Source organism: Bradyrhizobium sp. ARR65 (assembly GCF_000472385.1).
Lineage (GTDB): Bacteria > Pseudomonadota > Alphaproteobacteria > Rhizobiales > Xanthobacteraceae > Bradyrhizobium.
In genome coordinates this window covers 1-17,485 of record NZ_AWZU01000068.1, presented here as the reverse complement: position 1 = coordinate 17,485, position 17,485 = coordinate 1, and the positions used below count along the sequence as shown (strand labels likewise).

At 60.5% G+C, this 17,485-nt stretch carries 12 protein-coding genes and 2 pseudogenes; 12 read left to right on the top strand and 2 right to left on the bottom strand.

All coding sequences use genetic code 11. The features are described 5' to 3' along the window. Positions 1–271 precede the first annotated feature (271 nt). The 4 genes and pseudogenes from F758_RS0139095 to F758_RS46920 all read left to right on the top strand — a co-directional run bounded on the left by F758_RS0139095 (position 272) and on the right by F758_RS46920 (position 3,982). Positions 272–1,252: a PDR/VanB family oxidoreductase gene (locus tag F758_RS0139095; RefSeq protein ID WP_024512916.1), complete on the top strand. Its 981-nt coding sequence runs from the start codon at positions 272–274 to the stop codon at positions 1,250–1,252. Between the two features lie 847 nt (positions 1,253–2,099). Next, complete coding sequence (locus F758_RS0139080; protein WP_024512913.1) at positions 2,100–2,396, top strand: DUF736 domain-containing protein; 297 nt, start codon at positions 2,100–2,102, stop codon at positions 2,394–2,396. 162 nt (positions 2,397–2,558) lie between these two features. Further along, positions 2,559–2,722: pseudogene (locus tag F758_RS52440) on the top strand (DUF736 family protein); the annotation flags it as partial. A gap of 372 nt (positions 2,723–3,094) precedes the next feature. Next, the gene (locus F758_RS46920) at positions 3,095–3,982 is read left to right on the top strand and encodes a DUF2285 domain-containing protein (RefSeq protein ID WP_502689221.1); all 888 of its coding nucleotides are present in this window, start codon (positions 3,095–3,097) and stop codon (positions 3,980–3,982) included. Here the strand turns inward: F758_RS46920 and F758_RS45650 are convergent. Both F758_RS45650 and F758_RS52435 read right to left on the bottom strand, forming a co-directional pair. Continuing rightward, on the bottom strand, positions 3,974–5,167 hold the full coding sequence (locus F758_RS45650) for a recombinase family protein (RefSeq protein ID WP_245286723.1): 1,194 nt from the start codon (positions 5,165–5,167) through the stop codon (positions 3,974–3,976). The two genes, F758_RS46920 and F758_RS45650, sit on opposite strands and share 9 nt — an antisense overlap. Continuing rightward, the gene (locus tag F758_RS52435; RefSeq protein WP_024512907.1) at positions 5,164–5,676 is read right to left on the bottom strand and encodes a recombinase family protein; all 513 of its coding nucleotides are present in this window, start codon (positions 5,674–5,676) and stop codon (positions 5,164–5,166) included. The genes F758_RS45650 and F758_RS52435 overlap by 4 nt, the downstream gene beginning before the upstream one ends. Positions 5,677–7,642: 1,966 nt before the next feature. Between F758_RS52435 and F758_RS51260 the strand changes: the two genes are divergently transcribed. The 8 genes and pseudogenes from F758_RS51260 to rlxS all read left to right on the top strand — a co-directional run bounded on the left by F758_RS51260 (position 7,643) and on the right by rlxS (position 17,150). Next, positions 7,643–7,798 carry a hypothetical protein gene (locus F758_RS51260; RefSeq protein WP_198026677.1) on the top strand — a complete coding sequence of 52 codons (156 nt, stop codon included), beginning with the start codon at positions 7,643–7,645 and terminating at the stop codon, positions 7,796–7,798. A 290-nt stretch (positions 7,799–8,088) separates the two neighbouring features. Continuing rightward, positions 8,089–8,283 (top strand): hypothetical protein, encoded by a 195-nt coding sequence (locus tag F758_RS0139020; protein WP_024512903.1) that lies wholly within the window; start codon positions 8,089–8,091, stop codon positions 8,281–8,283. 584 nt (positions 8,284–8,867) lie between these two features. Further along, positions 8,868–10,604 carry an outer membrane beta-barrel protein gene (locus F758_RS0139010; protein WP_349543937.1) on the top strand — a complete coding sequence of 579 codons (1,737 nt, stop codon included), beginning with the start codon at positions 8,868–8,870 and terminating at the stop codon, positions 10,602–10,604. A 177-nt stretch (positions 10,605–10,781) separates the two neighbouring features. Further along, the gene (locus tag F758_RS0139005; RefSeq protein WP_024512900.1) at positions 10,782–11,315 is read left to right on the top strand and encodes a thermonuclease family protein; all 534 of its coding nucleotides are present in this window, start codon (positions 10,782–10,784) and stop codon (positions 11,313–11,315) included. Between the two features lie 392 nt (positions 11,316–11,707). Then, positions 11,708–13,976: pseudogene (locus tag F758_RS45640) on the top strand (strawberry notch C-terminal domain-containing protein); the annotation flags it as partial. Positions 13,977–14,104: 128 nt separating this feature from the next. Further along, entirely contained in the window at positions 14,105–14,332 is a 228-nt protein-coding gene (locus tag F758_RS48795) for a helix-turn-helix domain-containing protein (protein WP_084306030.1), read from the top strand. Next, on the top strand, positions 14,316–14,855 hold the full coding sequence (locus F758_RS0138990) for a S26 family signal peptidase (RefSeq protein WP_024512899.1): 540 nt from the start codon (positions 14,316–14,318) through the stop codon (positions 14,853–14,855). The genes F758_RS48795 and F758_RS0138990 overlap by 17 nt, the downstream gene beginning before the upstream one ends. A gap of 327 nt (positions 14,856–15,182) precedes the next feature. Next, positions 15,183–17,150 (top strand): relaxase/mobilization nuclease RlxS, encoded by a 1,968-nt coding sequence (rlxS, locus tag F758_RS0138985; RefSeq protein WP_024512898.1) that lies wholly within the window; start codon positions 15,183–15,185, stop codon positions 17,148–17,150. Positions 17,151–17,485: the final 335 nt, after the last annotated feature.

The window sequence follows — 17,485 nt, the reverse complement described above, 5'->3', positions numbered from 1 at the left end:
CTTGGCCGAGCGCGACATCGACTGCGCAGACATCGGATCTCCCAGTTACGCAGGCCGTGGCGCGCAGCTCACTCTGCGCTTCACGGCCAGCCTGCGGCGGCGCGAACGCACTTGCGAACTGCAGCCCATCCCTCGGGCGAGGCGGGCGCCGAAGCTATCATTCGTGCGCAATATTCGCTTTTCAAAATCCGCGGTTCGCAAACCGGCCCCATCTCAATCCGTGACCAGCCATGGCGCTGATCAATGCGACCCAACAAAGCAAGGAAATGTCATGCGATTCATCAAAACTTGGACCGCGGCCACGCTGCTCGCGACACGCGATCTTACTCCAACCATTCGTGAATTCCTGATCAGGCCCGACGATTTTGAGGCAGTCCCCTATCCGGTCGGCAGCCATATCGATATCGCAATGACGATCGACGGGCGTCCAGAGACGCGCTCGTATTCACTGGTGGGCGAGACCGATCCTCGTGGTCTTAGGATCGCAGTGCGCCGTTCTGAAGAATCCCGCGGCGGGTCGCGCTACATGTGGTCGCTCCAGCCTGGTGCGCGGCTCGACGTGACGCAGCCCGCGTCACTCGTCTCGATCGACTGGACCCGCAAACATTATTGCCTGATCGCGGGAGGCATAGGCATCACGCCGATCGTCGGCACGGCCCAGGCGCTGGCCCAACGAGGCGCCAATCTTACCCTACACTATGCCATTCGCTCGGTGGGAGATGCCGCATATCTCGAAGACCTCGCCGAACTGCTCGGCGAGCGTCTTGTCGTGTATGCCGGCCAAGACGGCCGGCGGCTCAACCTCTACAACCTGTTCGAATCGTTGCCGCGGGGTGCGCTGACGCTCTTCTGCGGGCCGATGCGGATGCTGGTTGAGGCGCGCCATGCCTGGATCGCCGCAGGCCATCCGCTGCCCGATCTTCGCTACGAGACCTTTGGATCCAGCGGTTCGTTGCCGGCAGAATCTTTTCGGGTGCGGTTGAACAATTCGGACGTAGAATTCGAAGTCCCGCGCGAGCGTACGCTATTGGACGTGCTCAACAACGCCGGCCATGAGGTGATTTACGACTGCAACCGCGGAGAATGCGGCTTGTGCGCTATTGACGTCGTCGAACTCGACGGCGAGATCGACCATCGCGACGTCTTCTTCAGTGACGAACAAAAGGAGAGCAATCAAAAGATCTGCGCCTGCGTATCTCGCGCTCGCGGTACCATCACTGTGGATACACTGCACCGGGCCGATGTCGTCTGAATAGGGTTGGTGCCATTTCCTCCCGAAGGACGGCGTGCTGTGCAGCCCTTCCGGGCCTAACCTAAAAGTCGGTCTAAGATCTTTGTTCCTCGGATAAGAGCGTCCTGGCCCGCCAGCTCAGGCTGGATAGCGACGTCTCGAAGCTCTTGGTCGCATCCCTGAAATCGGCGCGTTCGATGCTCGGCTGGTCGAGTGGCACACCGCTGATGATCGCGAGCTGATCCCAAAGCTTCAAGCGGTCTTCCGCGAACATCGCATACTGCTTACTGAGCGTCTTGAAGCCGGGTGTGGTGGAGCTGGACTAACCTTGGCACGATCTCCGATCGCCTCGCTGTTGGAGGACGCATTTCTATCTTTGCGGCGAGAGACGTCGGGCAGCCTTCCGTCGCGACGAAATAGATCGGATCCGCGGCAGCGGCATCACTAAGCCATCCGCATGTGCAATGAGCCTTCTTCGTTGGATCGGCTTCTGTGGATCCAGCCGCGGTACCTCCATTGCTCTGCTGTTGCTGCTGCGGTGTTGCGGTCGCGGCCGTGGTTGGGTGCCTTTGAGCCGTTGCCCTCCTGTCAGGCTGCTTGCCCACGTCCATACCGGCCTTTTGCTGGCGGATCACGCGCCACAATACGCTCGCTACGCTCGCCGACCTTCACCCGCAATGGCTCGTTCGCGATCTTCTTCCCCTGCCGCCATGCGGCGGCATTCCTCGCGAGGCAACAAGATCGCTCAGCGCCCCATCCTCCGCTGCCGCTGCGGGCCGAAGGGCTGCGGGTCGGTCGCTGCGGCGCTCAGAGATCGCCATCAAGGCCGCGATGGTCGCGGGCTTGAAAACAGCAACAGGAGATCACCATGGCTCAAATTGGTACCTTCACCCGCGCCGAAGATGGCTCGTACACCGGCATCATCAAGACGCTCTCGCTCAATATTAAGGCGCGTTTTCTTCCCGCCGAACCCTCCGAGAACGAGAAGGCTCCGAGCCTGCGTGTGATGGCCCGCGACGTCGAGATAGGTGCCGCGTGGCAGCGATCCTCCAAGGACAACACTGTCTATCACTCCGTCAAGCTCGACGACCCATCCTTCCCGGCGCCAATCTACGCCAACCTCGTAGCGGTCGATGACGGGTACGCACTCGTCTGGTCGCGCTGACCTCGGCTTGCGGCGCCTCACCTCGCGCGGGGCGCCGCGGCTTCTCTCCACGGGATCTTGCGGTGTTCCGCCGCCGAGCATGAGCCAAAAAAACCTGCGTTTAGAGCGCGCCACTCCGCACAACGCTCTGCTCCGCAGTCGGCGCGATGCGATGCACCACATAAGGCCGAGATCGGTGCGGGCTGGTCCCAAGCGCTTCGAGCAGGGCCGCAAGTACCTTTCGCCCAAGCTCGATGACCCCTCGTTCGACGCGCCGATCTACGCCAACTTGTTCGAGGACGAATGTGGCTCTCCTCTGGTCGCGGTCCCGCAAAAACGCCAAGTGAGCCGCGCCTGGCAAGCCCCGGCCGCCAAACCAGCCGGGGCTTGGAGCGGCTCTGGCTCCTCAATCAGCGCTGTCAATCTCATCAAGTTAGCTGAAGCGGCGTAACCCCTACGCCTTGATCAGCAAGAGCTGCTACAAGAAGGAGTCACTTCTTCTTCTTCTTGGCCTTTTTCGCGGGGGATTTTTTTGCCTTTTTCGCTTTCTTAGCCATATGCCCTCTCAGTTCGCTTAGTCGATGGACACGCCGGATCGGCATGCAAGGCGATCGTAACATAGAATCGACGTTTTCGACATCGACGTGTATCGTTAAGCCGTTGAGGTCAGAGATTTCTCGCGTCATGACGCGAGGAGGTCGCGGCCAAGAGAACAAGTAGTGACCGGCGTTCTTCTCTTGCCCCATTTGGTCCGAACGTTTCGTGCTGGCAAACTTGTCTGTGGGGGGCCATTGAATTCTTCTGTCTGTTCTTCGTGTGGTCCCAGTGAGAAAAGGACGTCCTTCGATCCCGCCGATTATGATGGGGTTGACTGGGCGTGGGAGTTCTTACGGCTAAATCAGGACTATATCGCGGATTGGCGAAGGTCCGTGCCGCGAAACCAGCCATGCATCAGGCTCAGTGATGGGACGCAGCTGTTGCGCCTTCGCCGCCGTTTTCCCCGTGCTGAAAAATGGGGCCTCTACAGTTTCGCCGATCCTCGGCTCTGCCCCCATAAGGCTCCGGTGTTCTGGCACACAAGCGCGTTCAAGCGGGTTGTGCGGTTGGCTGCAAGGGCGCCGAAGCAGATGGGTGCGGCGCGCACGCTTGCTGATTTTAACGTCCAGCGAAGGGCAGTCATCGGGGTCGATGGCCACCCGCTGGTGCTCCTCAAGGGGAGGGGCTTGCAAATTCCGGTTGAAATCGGTGGCCTTGCCGTGCTGACCGCGCCATTTGCGCCGGTCTTCGAGTTGCATGGTCTTACGGATCTTTCAGGCCAAACCGAGTTGCTCAGGGACCTGCAGCGCTTCACAGGAGAACATGCTACGACGACTCAAAGGCCGCGGTTTACGAATGACGAGCGGCTGCGGCTTCGCCATGCCCTTATCGCGCTTCAGGCGAGCCTGAACGGCAAAACCTACCGCCAGATCGCGATCAATATCTTTGGAGAGAAAAAAGTTGCTGAGGAGTGGCAGGGTCCCAGCCAGTTCTTAAAAGACCGAACCCGCCGGCTCGTCAGCAAAGGGAACGAATTGATGAAGGGCGGCTATCGCGACTTGTTAGATTAATCCGGGGTTCTCTGACTTGACGTTATCATAGTAGACAAACGTACTGATTTCTCTCCTTCCGCAGCGATTTTCGGGGAACAGATTCATGCTGAAAAGGGCGGCGCTGTTCAAATACGAAGAATATTCGTAGGGCATCCGCTTGCGGACCGGATGCACTACGATGCTGTCGATCAAGTTGCGAAAGGCGACGCGCGTTTCGATGGCCTTCGGATTAACCTTCAGCGCGGTGATGACTCTCTTAGCCTCCAAACGGTATCGATCACCGAACTTCGGATGGTCGAACGGGATTACGTTCTCGCTGCCGCTACCCAGCAGCCGCAAGTGCTCCTTGACGGTTTCTCGTTCCACGTCGCACTCATCGATCCGCTTGAGCAACTCATCCGGTTTGCGACGGCTGTTTGCGATGGCATATGACAAGCGTTCGATCTCGGTAGTCAACGTACGGAGTCGAGGCTTTAAGTTTGCGTGCCCGCTGTTGTTTTTCCGATCTTTCTTACGCTCCTCCTTCCAAGCACGCATCGCTTCTTCAATGGCTTTGGGCGAAAGCAATTTCAATTCCATTTTGCCTACGACGTCCTCAAGTAGCACGTCCATATCAAAGCTCCGGGTGTGCTCACAGGTACCTCGTTGATGCGCGTTGGCACATGCGGCGCGTGGCGCGCCATTCCTGGAGGATTGAGCAATTCGCATATGCCCATTACAGATACCGCACCGGAGGGCGCCGGCAAGTGGGTGCTCATTGTTGCGCGGGATCACAGGAGGGCGCCGCGGCTTGCCAGTTGGTCCGAACATATGGACGGCGCGTGCGGTGCGAACCTTCTGCGCCCTATCCCAAAGCGCTTGCGGAACAATCCGGAGCTCGGGCTTCTTGACAATGATGTGACGGCCTTCCGGATTGCGGCGCTTCTGCTTCTTTTGCGTTTCCGGGTTAAGAATTGTTGAGCGAACGTTCCAATGTATTTCGCCGATATACAGCTCGTTGCCGATAATCCCGCGACCGTGGCGACCGCCAGTGAGGCACTGATGATTCCAGGTCGTACGACCAGCTGTGTTCTTGTGAGGGGTGGCGCCAGGCGAGGGCAAGCCTTCGCGGGTGAGAGCGGCCGCAATATCTCGGGTTAAACGCCCCGACACATATTCGGCGAAGATGCGGAGCACGATCTTCGCTTCGTTCTCATCGATCACGCGCTCACCGGGTGCGCCCGGCATCGGTCGGTAACTATAAGCGTATGAGCCAGGATTCTTCCACTAGCGACAGCATTATCATCGCCACGCCGGACCTTGTCGGCGAGCTGCGGCTTATAAATCGTGTTGCAGAGACTTGCGATGCTGATGTCGGTGGCGGTCGCATAGACGCCTTTCTGATCCATGAGCTCTACGTCGTTGAATTCGAAAACCTGCTTGAGGCGCTGGATGGTTGCGGGATCGCGCGACAAGCGATCGAAATGCTCAACGATGACGACATCAAAAGCATGGTTTCGCACACCATTTAGCAATTGCTGATAGCCGTCCCTCGCATCTTCGGTAAGGCCAGACTTGGCGGCATCAACAAATTCACCGGTGACATCTAGGTTGTTGCGTGCAGCGATCTTCCGGCAGAGCAATAGCTGACCGCCAATCGAGGTCGCTTTTTGCATGTCGCTCGAATAGCGGGCGTATAACACGGCTTTCCTCTTTATTGGCCCCGTCATCATGTTCTTCCTTCGGCTGCTCCAAACCGTCGTTTTCGTCCCATGCCATCTGCCGCCCGAGGGCGCGCGCCAGCTCAAGCCAGATTTCCTCATTGTCGGGATTATCCCAGCTCTGAGGGTGCGAAGGATCAAGCGGTCGGATGATCGCCTTCTGTCCCCGAGGCGATTGGATTCGGGTACGCATTATGGACCCGCCGGCAAAAGGTATCGTAAATTGTCGCCCAGCGCTACGGCTGAGCAGTGATCACTTGCAGTGCTTGCTTTCGTGATTCGGAGCTTCGATCTCGCTGGCCGAGACTTCTCCGTCATTTCACGAATTTCGTCGGCGCGGTGATCAGGTTCAGATCGTCCTTCAGCCACCGGTTTCGTCACCCGTGGCCGTGCGCCGGTAGAGATCAAAACAGGTCTACACATGACCGTTGCCTTTGGAGTGCTCACGGAATCTCAATATGAGCAGTTGTGGTCCAATCATGTTGACCGCTGCAGAGGTCAATGAAAATGAAAGTTTTCAGTGATCGCGGTGCTCCGCATCGCGCGTTAGCGCACTCCCGCGATAGGAGCCGCAGGCGAAAGTAGTTTTGCCAAACAAGGCGGAGTAAAAAAACTTGCGCTTGACGGCGCACGAAAGTCCGATGCTTGGGGCCATACTGGCGGTGCAGTCCACCGCTCGAGCGTCCGCTCCGTCTGATGCGTAGCGGTTGCTGCAGACGAGTCGGCATCGTTGGGCCCAAACAGCGGCAACCGACCCTACGCAAAAGCGCATGGCCTGAGTTGCCTCTCTACAGCACCCGGCGCCTTGTCGCTGACCCATCTTCGAGCCAACCCGATTACACCGGCAGGTCAGCGAATGAGCATCATGTCGAACGTCTACATCATCGAAGTCGAAAGCCATGCCATGGCATCGTCGCGAGAGACGAGCATGGCTACCACCTTTTCCTCAGATCGGATCTTCGACAGCCTAAGAGCCCGATCAACGGTGCCGCTCCGAGCAACGTGACCCAGATCGGTTCCCGGGCCGCCTGACGAGACCTGCACTTGTATCCGTCCGCCGCGCAGACCCGCGCGGCGGACGCTGCAACTCGCGCCGTACAGGAGGCAACCATGCGGCCGACGAACGCTCCCTGCGGTTACATTGTCGATTTCAACTCTTTCCTTCATCCCGGTATCGCATTAGAGCGCCCGCGCGATGCGGTTTCGCGCACCCGCGCCTCAGCCTTTCCGCCGTCCTGTGGCGTCGAGGCGTCGGATGCATGCGCGATCGCGGCGTGCACGTCGCTGCGGGGTCCGAAAGGACTGATAACGCCCGTGACAGTTGACGAGAGTATGGAAGCGCTCTGCGCGCTGGACAAAAGCCCGCGGCACCCGCGCGGCGGCAAACCGATGCGGCTTGGATCGGTCGAGAGATGCGCCGCCGCTTAGGAGGAAAGCCATGGAAGACCTCAATTTGCCGCGCCACGTCATCGAACGCTGGAGATGAGGTGGGCACGAAAGCTTCAGCACCAGGCCGTCGCGTACCAGGTGGCAGGGCCCAAGCGCCACGTAGCCGGACAGAATCCGGGATTCCGGTCGAGCGCCGGCCACGTCGGCTGCGCTCTTCAGCCGCCCGGGCGCGCATATCATGACCCGGCAACCGACAAAGCGGCCGGTGAAAAGACGGCGAGGTCTGCAGCAAACCGTGCCGCTGCAAGAGCGTCTCGCGCAGCAAGAAGCCAAGAACGATCGCGATCACGCCGGAAGCTTGCCGCCTGGCAAGGAGCGCGACGAGTTGCTGCGGCAAGCAGAACGCGCCGAAAGCGCGTCTTGCATAGCCGGGTGCCTGACTGCCAAGACCCCGAAGACCGAAAAATAACCGCAACCAGTTCAGCCGCAGGCGGAGTGAGGACGATGCGAGATCAAATTTCGGCTCACCTTATGCTCAGCGCAGGACTTTCTACCGCGACCGCGACTGCTTACAGCGCGGCTCTCGGACATGGAACGCCAGTTCACGGGCGTTCGGCCGCAGCGCAAGCCGGGGTCGTTGACCTCGCAGCCAGGAGTTGCCCATCGCGTGTCGATGTCCGCCGACCTCGACAAGATGCGGCAGACGTCGTCGGCGAGCTTCCTGATGCGCCTGTCCAGTCGTTGAAGCCAGCGTCGGCGGTGAAAAAGGTCGTCAAGAAGGTCGGTGCTATGCGCAAGCGCGTGGAGAAACGGCTCGGTCGCTAAAGGGGTCCGCGCTGGCGCCGAGGCTCTCCGGCGACAGTCCGTCCAGGTTTCCAGCCACCCGGTGCAGATATCAAGTGCAGGTGTCGCCGGTCCCGTTCAGCACGTGATCGATGGCCTGGGCGTCGCGCTCGACTGACTCGGCCTGCGGCCGATCCCGGTGAGCGGCATTGAAGGCGCACTTGCGAGGGTGCGAACCGGCGCGATCCAGCCATGCTCACTGCACTCGCGATGGCGCCAATCTTCCAGCAGCAGAAAGATCGCCAAGCGACGCAGCGTGGGACTCGCCCGACGCTTGCCGCCCTCTTCATCAACATCGAAACCGCTCCTTCACGACGAAACTTGTGCCTCGCCCAGTTCGACCTGGATCGGGCCGTCACCGGGAGACTGATTCAAAGCAATCAATGATGCTCGCTGGTCGGGAGCTTGATGCTTCGGGGGTATGCGCATCGAAGATGACGGTCGATGCCGGGGGCGCCCGCATCAAATGGATGTTCGCTCCAGACGAGGTCCGCGCCAAATGGGTCAAAGCGATTCCGCCACCATTAAGTCCCGAACACCATTTAAAGAGAATGGCCATTGCGTAGACGGCGCGCGTGCGGTCGCTAGCAGCTAGCGCGGTCCGTGGCCGCTTATGTGCGAAAGCAAACACAAGCCTTGTCCGAAATCGCCAATTCTTGCGCGAACGCGATATTGCACGCGACGAACCAGAGGCAATGAAGGCCGTTTTGGGCTGGCCCGGATCCTGCAGTCGCGATGCTGCGTGTGTAAAGCGGCGTAGCTGCATCAAGAAGGCGACGGGTTTGGACAGTGATGAGACCGTCTGCCCTTGCCGGCGGTGAGCTTCGAAGCATGTCCATCTCGCTCTGTCCCTGATGCAGGCGCCGCGGCCGCATGCCTGAAGCAGATGTCGCACCCTCTCCACTGACGAATGGGTGCAAATTCCTGTGTGTCATCAACCTTCGTTCGGTGATGACGCACATCATGGGGTGATGATGCGATTTGAAGTTCTTACCTGGGGGGCCGCAACGGTTGCGCTCGTTGCAAGCGGCGCGGTCAATGCAGCAGATCTTACGCGGCCGGAATCAGTGGCGCCGAAACTGTGGAGCTGGACCGGCGGATATATCGGCGGACATGTCGGCGGGGGCTACGGCCGGACCTCGTTCAGTGATCCCTATGGCCCATCAATTTACGGGGACGTCGTTGATACGCCTGCATTCCTGGTCGGCGGACAGATCGGCTACAACTGGCAGTGGGAGCGCTGGGTGTTCGGCGTCGAACTGGAGGGGAGCCGTGCTGTCTCGGACGGCACAAACACCTGTCTTGCCTTCTCCAGCGCGGTTGTGATCGCAACCTGCAACGCAGGTCCAAGCTTCCTTGCCACCGGAACCGCTCGTGTGGGTTACACTCTTGGTCCGCAGGGCCACACGCTGGCCTACGTCAAGGCAGGCGCCGCCTGGCAAAACAATCGCGGCGCGATCGTCAATCACAACGAATTCCGGCACGGCGACTTTGCCGGCTTTCCGCGCTATTCGACGCGCCTCGATGATGGTCGCTTCGGCGCGACAATCGGCGTCGGCATCGAGCAGCAGCTCACACCTGCCTGGTCCGTCAATTTTGAGTACGACTATATGGGCTTTGCCGGTCCTCGTGTGGCGACGCCTCCAACCATGCAGGGTCCGCCCTATGCCATCGTCCCCGCCAGCACGAGCCGCTTATCGAGCGACTACCACATTGGCAAAATCGGCCTGAATTATCATTTTGGCGCCGACCCGAACACGGAGTGGGTCGATGCGCCGCTGCACCCGGCAGAAGCAAGCGTCAAAACCAAGCCGGTTCTATCGACCGGCGACTGGTCGTTCGAGAGCGGCTCACGGATCTGGCTCAGCCGCGGCCTTTTCCAGTGGGACTTCACATATCCGCCGCGGTTTCCAGGAGATGAAAGCGTTCCCAATTCAAGGCTCACTTATCATCGGCTGGACGGAGTGTCCGGCGAGTTGTTCGGCCGCCTTGATAGCCCCTGGGGGATATTCCTGAAGGGCTATATGGGTCTCGGACGCTTCAACAAAGGAAAGATGAACGACGAAGATTCGAGCGCCCACAAATTGGTGGCCTATTCCAACACGCTGTTGAGACAGGCGAACGGGCGGTTCGAGTATTATACGGCGGATGTCGGCTATGATTTTCTGCGCGGCAGCAGCTACAAGGTGGGCGCCTTTGTCGGATGGACCAACTACAGCCAGAAGTCGGATTCGATAGGTTGCGTGCAGACCGCCTCGTCCTCGCCGCCCTGGCCCTGCACGGGGAAGTTCCAGTGGCAGGGGCAGATTAGCGGCAGTCAAGACACCGATTGGAATGCGCCGCGCATCGGCATTAGCGCCGAGGCTTTGATGCTTGAACGCTGGCGCGTGAGCGCCGACGTCGCTTACCTGCCATGGACCTCGTTCCGGGGGCGCGACCACCACCTCCTCCGCCCAGAGACATTTTTCTACGATCACCGCGGAGACGGTGGCGCAGGCCTGCAGGTGGAAGGGGCGCTCTCCTACTTCCTCACCAAGAATTTCAGCATCGGAGTTGGCGCCAGATATTGGTCAATGTGGACGAGAAAGGACAGTGAAGGGAACCTCAACGTCAACTCGGAGCACGACCGAGTTCAGATTCCTGCGCTGGCGAAATTCCGCATGGAACGATGGGGAACCTTCTTGCAGGCCTCCTACAAAATTGACTGACAAGCCAAGTGGCTCTGCACGCTTTTTTGACCAAAGGCGTGCGGGAGCGAACTGATGAGCTCCGGCGGCCTTAGGATCAGTGACGTACCTGCCCGGTCTCAAGGCCCCGGTCGCCGCCCCGATGAAATTGTCGAACTCGCGAGGGCCTTTGGGAAACTCTCCTGACGATTGGCCGCCATGATCATGAGCAAGCGCGCAACGCCTTTATTGTTGATACTTCTGCTGTTCGCGAAGGCGGCGCTGGCTGCCGACATCGTCGGACAGGCCAGCATCATCGATGGTAATACGCTGGAAATACAGGGTATCCGCATCTACCTTTGGGGGATCGATGCGCCGGAAAGCACTCAGCTGTGTCGGGGTCCTGACTTCAAACTTTATCGCTGCGGCGCGAACGCGGCAAATCAGCTCGATGGTTTCATCGCCCAACGTCCGGTGCGTTGCTCCTCGATGTACGAGGACCAATATGGACGTACCGTGGCGACATGTTTTGTCGGGTCCGTCGATCTCGGGGAATGGCTGGTCAGCAACGGTCTCGCTCTGGATTGGCCGAACTATTCCGGCGGCCGGTATCGAGCCGCGGAGCGCGAAGCGGATCGTTCAGCTCGCGGGATATGGGCAGGCAGCTATGTGGCGCCCTGGCTGTACCGTGCGTGCATCCGATCGGGCGGCAAACCGGCCGATTGTTCCGATGACGCCAACGCGCATCCTTGAAGGCACCTTGGTTGTGTCTTGGATGCTCGTGGATGTGTCTTGGATGTCTTGGGATGCAGCGAATCGACGCCCGTGCCGCTTGGCCGGAAAATTCAACAATGCTGGCTCACTGGCGCGCATCGGGGCGACTCGGGGTGGGCCGTTGTGATCTAAGCGTTGAGCAAAGTTATAAGATGGTTGCAACTGCCCGTGAATTGCCGGCTTCAGGTAACGCGCTCGAAGTTGATGGCCGGCTCTAGGCCGAATTTTGCGACCAGGGATGGGACCAAGACCGGTGCGGAGGAGCTGAAGAAGCGGCCTCCCATGCTTCGGATCAGAATCTATGATGCAGAGACAAAGACGCGCGCGGATATCTGAGGACATCACAAAGCGCGACACGGGCGGGTAGCATCGATGAGCGCGGCGAAAAGCCTTCGCGTGTCCGGCAGATCGTCGAATGGTTGGGTTCCGATTTCGACGGAGTGGTCGTTTTCGGCGAGAGTCACGCCATGCAGAACGCCGCGGGCGGCAAGGGCGAGCGCGGCGAGCAGGCCGCCTCGCAGCAGGGACGCGCAGGTCTGCGGCTTCAGCACGCGCTGCCCAATGCACGGGTGGACTACGTGTCCGCCACCGGTGCCACGACCGTTCACAACCTCGCTTATGCCCAGCGGCTCGGCTTGTGGGGCGGTCACGATTTCCCGTTCGCCACGCACGCCGAGTTCGTCGCGGCGGTCGAGGCGGGCGGTGTCGCGGCAATGGATGTGCTGGCACGCGACCTCAAGGCGCTTGGTCTCTATGCGGCGCGATCCCTTTTCTACCAGGGCGTCGAATATGAACTGATCGAGCATCACCTCACCCCCGAACAGATCGGCATCTACGATGCCTATGCGGGTGCCTTCAGCATCATCCATAACAATCTCAATGCCGCGATGCGAGCGGCCAACATCACCGGCGAGACCGGGACCTTGAACGCCCAGGCAAAGTCCGCGGCCCGGTCGGCCTTCGAATCGGCAAAGCAGCGCTTCTTCGGCCATTTGCTGACGTCGATGAAGACGCCTTCCTTGATCTGCGCCGTCGAGCGCGATCTCGAACAGGGGCATGCCGCCGTCATCCAGATCGTCTCGACCGGCGAAGCGCTGATGGAACGCCGGCTCGCGGAGATCTCGACCGAGGAATGGGGCGATGTGCAACTTGACATCACGCCGCGTGAATACGTGCTCGACTACCTCGCCCATTCCTTCCCGGTCCAGCTTTACGAGCCTTTCACCGACTCCGAAGGCAATCTTGCGTCCCGGCCGGTGTACCGTGATGGTCAGCCCGTGGAGAGCCGGGACGCGGTTGCGCGGCGCGACTGCCTGATCGAGAAGCTTGCCTCGCTCGCGCCCGTGCCCAGCGCGCTCGACCAGATCGTCCAGCGCTTCGGTACCGACAGGGTCGCCGAAGTCACCGGCCGCTCGCGCCGGATCATCCGCAAGCACGACCGCCTCATGGTCGAGAGCCGCGCCGGTTCGGCGAACCTCGTGGAGACCGCGGCCTTCATGGACGATCTCAAGCGCATTCTCATCTTCTCGGATGCCGGCGGGACGGGGCGCAGTTACCACGCCGAGCTGTCGGCGCGTAATCGCAGCCTGCGGGTGCACTACCTGCTCGAACCCGGCTGGAAGGCCGATGCAGCAATCCAGGGGCTTGGCCGCACCAACAGGACCAATCAGGCGCAGCCGCCGCTCTTTCGTCCCATTGCGACCGACGTGAAGGCCGAAAAGCGCTTTCTCAGCACGATTGCGCGCCGCCTCCATACGCTCGGCGCCATCACCCGCGGTCAGCGTCAGACCGGCGGGCAGGGGCTATTTCGGCCCGAGGACAATCTCGAAAGCATCTACGGCCGCGATGCCTTGCGCCAACTTTATTTGCTCCCGGTCCGGGGCAAGGTGGATGGTTGCTCTCTTGAGATGTTCGAGACTGCGACCGGGCGGAAGCTCGTCGACCAATGGCATCAGGGATGAGCTGCCGCCGATCACGACCTTCCTCAACCGTCTTTTGGCGCTGACCATCGGGCTGCAAAACGTGCTGTTCACCGTGTTCGAACAGCTGCTGACGGCTCGGATCGAAGGCGCAATCGCGTCCGGAACCTATGATGCGGGCCTGGAAACGCTTCGCGCCGAAAGCTTCATCGTCACGGATCGGCGCGCCATCTACACCCATTCCGCAACCGGTGCCGAGACGCGGCTTCTCACGATCCTCCAGCGCGAGCGCAACCGGCCGCTCATACTGGATGACGCCCTCGGCCTTCTGTCGGATCGCCGCGCAGTCCTGCTGGTGAACGAACGCTCCGGCCGCGCGGCGGTGCAAGTCGCAGCTCCGAGCCTGATGCGTGACGATGGCGAAATCGAGCCGCGCGTCAAACTGGTCCGGCCCATGGAAAGCCACAGCACCTCGCCGAAGGCCATGGTCGAAAGCCATTGGATCGAGGCAGACCACGAGCCGTTCAGTGTAGCCTGGAGAGCTGAGCTCAAAGACGTGCCGGAGTTCACCGAGAGCACGATCCACGTCGTCGCTGGGCTGCTGCTGCCGAGCTGGAAACGGCTGCCGAAGGATTCGACCCGCGTCTATCGCCTCCAGACCGACACCGGCGAGCGGATCATTGGCCGGAAAGTTTCGTCCGCCTTGGTCCCCCCAGTCATTTGACCATATTTGCTCTTAGCGGATGGCGAAACAGAGACGTTTGTCTTCGCCACTCCCAAAATCTCTCCCGATTGACGACGTTTCGTCTTGCATCTCGCGGCTGTGCCGGAGCTGGAAGAGGAGGGTCGATGATGACGAAGAGTGAAGCGAGAGATCCAGAAAAGCCATTTCTCACTACTGTGGAAGCTGCGGCCTGGCTACGCCTCACAAAGAACACGCTCGAGAAGATGCGGGTGAACGGCACAGGACCTGCCTATCGCAAGCACGGGCGTTATGTCCGATACCACATTGAGGATTTAGTGGAGTATTCCCAGGCCAACAAGCGAAAGTCGACGTCCGATGTTGGTCGATCCTGAAATCGTGGGCTCTCGCGTCGGGATCGCGTCGACCATGTGTACCGGGGTCATAGCCATCCTGATGTCGTTTGCGCCCAAACTGCCATGGTTGATCTACAATGCTTCAGGCAGCGCGCCACTCGGCTTTTACTATGTGCAGCGGCGATTGCCCTTGCCTGGTGAGCTCGCGGTCTTCGAGCCGCCGCCCGCCATCGAGCTCGTCATCATAGCGCACCGTGTTCTACCGGCCGCGGTGCCGCTGCTTAAGCAGATCGCCGCAGCTGGCGGTGATGAAGTGTGCCGCGCCAACGAGCCAGTTGGCACCATATCCATCAACGGAAAGGTCATCGCCGAGGTGCTCGAGAAGGACGAGGAAGGGCGGCCACTGCCAACCTGGGAAGGCTGCATGCGGCTCGTCGAAGGCGAGTTTTTCCTCCTTCAGCCACACCCGCGTTCGTTCGATTCCCGCTACTTTGGGCCGGTCCTAGGTTGCGATATTTTGGGTGTCGCGCACCCCCTCTGGACCTGGAATCCGGATATTTGAAGTGGAAAACTCTGTGAGCCTTACGCCCTCGGAACGGACCGTATATTGCTTTCCCTGATCGACAGCTACGTCATTGGGTAGCGCGCGAGGCAAGCTAATCAATAGAGACAAAGCGATCGAGCGGAACAGGCGGGAGAGCAAGATAAAAGCACTCGCGCCTTGTCGGCACTAAGTCGTTGTCTGCACATCCCAGAGTTGGCGCCATCTGCCCGCGCAATGTCGCCAGACCAGGCTGACTGCCATGACGGTCCAGCTTGATTGCGTCTGCGTCTTGGCGCGCGACCGTCGGCTCCACATATCGGCCGTGTTCTTGAAGCGGACGAGGCCATGCAAGAGATCGATGACGAATTCGAAGTGAAGCTCGGGCGGATCGGCAATCGCAAAGCCAAGAGAGCAACCAGCTATCTTCGGCGTGTCCGCCAGGAGACGCAAAAGATCGGCGCGAGTTCGCGGCGAGCTTCCTCGTTTACGGGCGGTCGGATCGGTCGCGGACACGCCTATGGTGCGACGCTTGCCGGACGCACCCGCATGGCGGGCCGGAGACGCGTCGTGATCAAGGCGCGGATCGTGCGCATCAAGGCAGGCGACACGGGCGCCGTCCGGGCGCACCTGCGATACGTTCAGCGTGACGGCGTGACGCGTGATGGCCAACCGGGTGAGCTGTATGGCAGAGGCAATGACCGCGCTGACGGCAAGGCTTTCACTGAGCGCTGCGCCGGAGACCGCCATCAGTTCCGGTTCATCGTCGCGCCGGAAGACAGCGCAGAACTCTCGGACCTGAAGCCATTCATCCGTGACCTCGTGCGGCAGATGGAGCAGGACTTGGGCACCAAGCTCGACTGGGTCGCGGCGGATCATTTCAACACGGGGCATCCCCATACTCACCTCGTGATCCGCGGAAAGGACGATGAGGGACATGACCTCGTGATTGCCCGAGACTACATCGCGCATGGTTTGCGGGCCCGCGCCGCCGATCTCGTCACACGTGAGCTTGGTCCCGAAACTGAGATCGAGGCCGCTCGCAAGCTTCAGCAGGAGGTCACGGCAGAACGGTTCACGCGTCTCGACCGGCTGATCCTGCGCGATGCACCGGAGGGACGTCTTGAACTCAGTGCAAAGCCCGCAAAGGAGCCGGCTTGGCACGCCACCCGAATGGGACGATTGCGGACGCTTGAGCGGATGGGGCTGGCGCAGGAGGAAAGTCCCGGCCGTTGGCGGATCGATGCCGAGCTGGAGGGTAAGCTCAGGCGTATGGGGGAGCGCGGCGACATCATCAAGACAATGCATCGCGAGCTTGCCGCGGCAGGTGTTTCTCGTCCAGCCGGCAGCTATACGATCTTCGACCCGGAACGCGGCGATCAGCGTCTGATCGGGCGCGTTGTCGGCGAAGGTTTTTCGGACGAACTAAGCGAGCACCGCTATGTCGTGATCGACGGCATCGACGGGCGGACGCATTACGCCGAGATTGGCGCTCTGTCCGCCAACGAAGAGCAGCTCGTCCGGGATACCGTCGTTGAGCTCAGGACTCGCCGGGCTGAGCCGCGCGAGATCGATCGGACGATAGCAAAGATCGCCGCCAGCCGGCATGGCATCTACAGCGACACCTTGCACCGTGAGTTCGATCCTCAAGCCTCCGGTGAATACATCGCATCCCACGTTCGCCGGCTGGAAGCGCTGCGACGCCAAGGCATGGTCGACCGCCTCCCTGACGGTCGCTGGAATGTTGGCGAGGATTACCTTGAGCGGGCGCTGCGATATGAGGCGGTCCAGCGTTCGCGGAATCCGGTTCGGCTTACTGTGCTGTCATGCCAGAGGTTGGAGGACCTGCCGCAGGCCCTGGGGGCGACCTGGCTTGATCGCCAGCTCCTCGCCAAAATGCCTGCGGCTCTTGGGCCGACCGGAATGGGTGCGGAAGTCGAGACCTCGCTCCGAGCAAGGCGGCAATGGCTGATCGAACAGGGGCTTGCGCGCGAGCAGGGCGGGGAGGTGCGTTATGCACGGGACTTGCTGCAGACCCTTGAGGCGCGTGAGCTCGCTAAGGTGGCTGCGGACATTTCGGCGCGGACGGGGCTTGACCACATCGAGGTGAAAGCCGGTGACAACCTGACTGGCATCTATCGTCGTATGCTCACGCTCAACAGCGGACGGTACGCGCTGATCGAGCGGTCGCATGACTTCGCGCTGGTGCCCTGGCGGCCGGTTCTGGAACGGGCGCGCGGCCAAATGGTCAGCGGCAGCGTCGGCGGGGAGGGAATTTCCTGGTCGATTGGAATGAAGCGGGGGATCGGACGCTAGTCTTAGTCTAGGCCGTCTACCAATAAACTTGCGTGACGCGACTAAGCCGATGTCTGCTTTGCCCCACTGGCGACCAAGCTCACGCGGCAGCGCAAAATGTCGCGAAGGGCCACAGCACAAAGTCGCTGCGCTCCAGCCCGCTGCGCGGGAGCAAGAGCCGAGAGGCCGGTAGCCGGTTGAGAGGATAGTAGTAGCACTGGAGAGCCCCGTCCTGAGAATCGAGGTGTTGCAAGCCTCACTCAGAATGGAGCTCCCCATGAGCAAGACTAACACCGTCAGTCCGCTGCGTCAGCGTATGATCGAAGACATGGCTGCGCGCAAGCTCAACCCGCACA

Excerpts from the sequence above, each read along its gene's own strand:
- F758_RS0139095 (WP_024512916.1), top strand. The coding sequence starts at position 272 with ATGCGATTCATCAAAACTTGGACCGCGGCCACGCTGCTCGCGACACGC.
- F758_RS0139080 (WP_024512913.1), top strand. The coding sequence starts at position 2,100 with ATGGCTCAAATTGGTACCTTCACCCGCGCCGAAGATGGCTCGTACACC.
- F758_RS52435 (WP_024512907.1), bottom strand. The coding sequence starts at position 5,676 with ATGATGACGGGGCCAATAAAGAGGAAAGCCGTGTTATACGCCCGCTAT.
- F758_RS51260 (WP_198026677.1), top strand. The coding sequence starts at position 7,643 with ATGGAACGCCAGTTCACGGGCGTTCGGCCGCAGCGCAAGCCGGGGTCG.
- F758_RS0139020 (WP_024512903.1), top strand. The coding sequence starts at position 8,089 with ATGCTCACTGCACTCGCGATGGCGCCAATCTTCCAGCAGCAGAAAGAT.
- F758_RS0139010 (WP_349543937.1), top strand. The coding sequence starts at position 8,868 with ATGATGCGATTTGAAGTTCTTACCTGGGGGGCCGCAACGGTTGCGCTC.
- F758_RS0139005 (WP_024512900.1), top strand. The coding sequence starts at position 10,782 with ATGATCATGAGCAAGCGCGCAACGCCTTTATTGTTGATACTTCTGCTG.
- F758_RS48795 (WP_084306030.1), top strand. The coding sequence starts at position 14,105 with ATGATGACGAAGAGTGAAGCGAGAGATCCAGAAAAGCCATTTCTCACT.
- F758_RS0138990 (WP_024512899.1), top strand. The coding sequence starts at position 14,316 with ATGTTGGTCGATCCTGAAATCGTGGGCTCTCGCGTCGGGATCGCGTCG.
- rlxS (WP_024512898.1), top strand. The coding sequence starts at position 15,183 with ATGCAAGAGATCGATGACGAATTCGAAGTGAAGCTCGGGCGGATCGGC.